Annotated in this window: 4 protein-coding genes; 1 reads left to right on the top strand and 3 read right to left on the bottom strand. The window is 75.5% G+C overall.

Annotated features, from left to right (window positions below):
* Positions 1 to 102: 102 nt before the first annotated feature.
* From E1200_RS32430 to E1200_RS32420, 3 genes are all read right to left on the bottom strand, one after another.
* The gene (locus E1200_RS32430; protein ID WP_131956368.1) at positions 103 to 1,035 is read right to left on the bottom strand and encodes an NAD(P)-dependent oxidoreductase; all 933 of its coding nucleotides are present in this window, start codon (positions 1,033 to 1,035) and stop codon (positions 103 to 105) included.
* Between the two features lie 119 nt (positions 1,036 to 1,154).
* Complete coding sequence (locus E1200_RS32425) at positions 1,155 to 1,655, bottom strand: MarR family transcriptional regulator (RefSeq protein ID WP_131956366.1); 501 nt, start codon at positions 1,653 to 1,655, stop codon at positions 1,155 to 1,157.
* Between the two features lie 114 nt (positions 1,656 to 1,769).
* Positions 1,770 to 2,279 carry an FBP domain-containing protein gene (locus E1200_RS32420; RefSeq protein WP_131956364.1) on the bottom strand — a complete coding sequence of 170 codons (510 nt, stop codon included), beginning with the start codon at positions 2,277 to 2,279 and terminating at the stop codon, positions 1,770 to 1,772.
* 72 nt (positions 2,280 to 2,351) lie between these two features.
* On the opposite strand from E1200_RS32420, the gene E1200_RS32415 reads away from it, so the two are divergent.
* Positions 2,352 to 2,921, top strand: a complete 570-nt coding sequence (locus tag E1200_RS32415) for a TetR/AcrR family transcriptional regulator (RefSeq protein WP_131956362.1) — start codon at positions 2,352 to 2,354, stop codon at positions 2,919 to 2,921.
* Positions 2,922 to 2,935 lie beyond the last annotated feature (14 nt).

Here is a 2,935-nt window from a genome sequence, read left to right as displayed (position 1 = left end):
CCCAGCCCCTGAGCTGAACCGCCAGGGCGCCTCCCGGACCCCGCGCGCGGCCGGCCGGCGGCGCGGCGGGGGCGGGCCGCCGGGCGCAGGACGCCGGCAGGGTCACCCCAGCTCCGCGCGGAACCCCTCCCGCCAGGACGGGTACCTCGGCCGCCAGCCCAGCTCCCGCTTGGCCCTGGCGTTGGAGAAGCCGCGGCCCTCGGTCATCATCGCCACCGCGACCTCCCCCGCCAGCGGCCGCGCCAGCCACGCCGGGACGCGCATCGGGGGCTTGGCGCCCGCGCACTCGGCCAGGTGCGGCAGCCACTGCGCGGCGGGGGCCGGCTCGTCGTCGACGATGTTGAACACCCCCGCGGCCCGCTGCTCCACCGCCAGGACGGTCGCGGCGGCCGCGTCGTCCAGGTGCACCCACGAGCAGTACCCGGTGCCGCCGCCCACGATGGGGAACCGCCGCCTGCGGACCGGCTCGGCCAGGTCGCCGGTGGCGCCGGGCCCGTAGAACCAGCCGTAGCGCAGGACCGCGCCGCCGGCCTCGACGACGGCGTCCTGCACGTGGGCCAGGGCCGCCATCCCGGGCTCGGCCGGCGTCCCGGTCATGGGGTCCACCGGGTCCTGCTCGGTCTTCACCCAGCCGCCCGAGCGGATCCCGTTCCAGGCGGCGTAGCCCTGCGCGACGAAGCCGTCCACGCCGCTCGCCTCGGCCGCGGCGAGCAGGTGGTCGGTGCCCTCGGTGCGCAGCCGGTTGGTCCCGGCGAACCAGCGGTCCATGTGCTTCATGTCGGGCTCGCCGGCGTGCCCCACCGCGATCGCGGTCATCTGGTGGACGATCACCTCCGGCCGCGCCTTGGCCACCGCCTCGCCGACCGACCGCGCGTCCAGGCCGTCCATCACCACCCCCTCGGCCCCCAGCCGCGCCAGCACCTCCAGCTTGGCCGCGCTCGTCGTCGTCGCCGTCACCTGGTGGCCGCGCGCCACCAGCTGCGGCACCAGCCGCCGCCCCAGCACGCCGCTGCCGCCCGCAACGAACACCCGCATGACCGTCACCTCCTGGTCGCAACCTTTCCCTTCGCGACAGGAGACGAGACGGCGCGCCCGGCTGTGACATGCCGGTGCGCGAAAGCCGTGACCGCCGGGGCTTGGAGCGGGCCGGAGGGTTACTCCAGGGAGGTGTCGCCGAGGGATTCCAGCAGGGTGCGCAGCGCGGCGGCGAGGTCGTCGCGGGCGGCCGGGTCCAGCGCGGCCAGCAGCCGCCGCTCGTTGGCCGAGTGCTCGCCGACCAGCCGGTCCACCAGCTCCAGCCCCGGCCCGGTCAGCCGGATCCGGACCGAGCGCCGGTCGCCGGTGTCGCGGACCCGCTCCACCAGCCCCTTGGCCTCCAGCCGGTCGATCCGGTTGGTGATCGCGCCCGAGGTGACCATGGACGCCTTCAGCAGCGCCCCCGCCGTCAGCTCGTAGGGGGCGCCGTGCCGCCGCAGCGTCGCCAGGACGTCGAACTCCCACGTCTCCAGCCCGCGCTCGGCGAAGAACGACTTCAGCTCCCGGCCCAGGATCTGCTGCGCCCGGGAGATCCGCCCGACGATTCCCATCGGGGAGGCGTCCATGTCGGGACGCTCGCGCGCCCACTGCGCCAGGATCGCGTCCACCGCGTCGGCCATCGCCCGCCCTCCCGCATCATCTCAACGTTGAGATTATCAATCGGGGAACGGTCGCGGCGGACAACACCCGGGAACGGCGGAAACTGCGCCGGTGACCGTGCCGGGGAACCGCGGTCACCGGGTCACCGCGTCCAGGAAGGCGTCCAGGTTGGCCCGGACGCGGGCGACCTTCTCGGCCACCGGCAGCGACTCCTCCAGCTCGCCGCCCGCGACCGACCTCTTCCTGCCGCGCACGTACAGCGAGCAGTCCAGGTCGCCGCACAGGTACCGCCCGACCGAGTCGCCGTGCCGCCCGGCCTCGCCCGTCCGGCGGGCCGTCATCAGCGACACCGCGCCGCCGGTGCGGGTGGTCAGGCACAGCGAGCACATGCTGCGCGCGGTGAAGCCGCGGGCCCCGCCCGGCGCGGCCCGCAGCGCGAGCCCGACCAGGCGGCCGCCGCGGCCGGCGGCCGGATACGCGGCCAGGTAGGCGCGTTCGGGGGCGCGCGGGTCCCGCCACCCCAGGAAGTCCAGGTCGTCCCAGGGCGTATCGGCGAAGTCCCTCGGCAGGGTGAGCCGCCGCGCCTCGCCCCTGGAGCAGTTGACGAAGGACGCGCGCAGATCGCGTTCGGTGACGGGTTCCATGTGCGGCGAGGCTAGCTTTCCTAATAGCATTAGGCAAACAACTTACTCACGTAGGTAGATGCGGAGGGGTCCATGGCACGCGCGGGGCTGACCGCCGAACGCCTCACCCGGGCGGCGGCGGAACTGGCCGACGAGGTCGGCTTCGACGCGGTGACCGTCGCGGCGCTGGCCCGGCGCTTCGGCGTCCGGGAGGCGAGCCTGTACTCCCACATCAGCAGCGCCCGCGACCTGAGGACGCGGGTCGCGCTGCTGGCCCTGGCCGAGCTCGCCGACACCGTCGCCGACGCGATCGCCGGCCGCGCCGGCAAGGACGCGCTGGTCGCCTTCGCCGGCGCCTACCGCGACTACGCCAAGCGCCACCCCGGCCGGTACGCCGCCGCGCGGCTGGAACTGGACCCCGAGACCGCCGCCCGCAGCGCCGGCGCCCGGCACGCGGAGATGACCCGGGCCGTCCTGCGCGGCTACGCGCTGGCCGAACCCGACCAGACCGACGCGGTGCGGATGCTCGGCAGCCTGTTCCACGGCTTCGTCAGCCTGGAGACCGCGGGCGCGTTCGCCCACACCCCCCGCGACACCGGCGCCTCCTGGTCGCGGACCCTGGACGCCCTCGACAGCGCCCTGCGCAACTGGCCCGCCCCCTGACCGGCCCTCTGCCC

Origin of the sequence: Actinomadura sp. GC306, assembly GCF_004348665.1 — a bacterium.
Classification (GTDB): domain Bacteria; phylum Actinomycetota; class Actinomycetes; order Streptosporangiales; family Streptosporangiaceae; genus Spirillospora.
The sequence above is the reverse complement of the archived record's forward strand: the minus strand, read 5'-3'. Positions and strand labels throughout refer to the sequence as shown.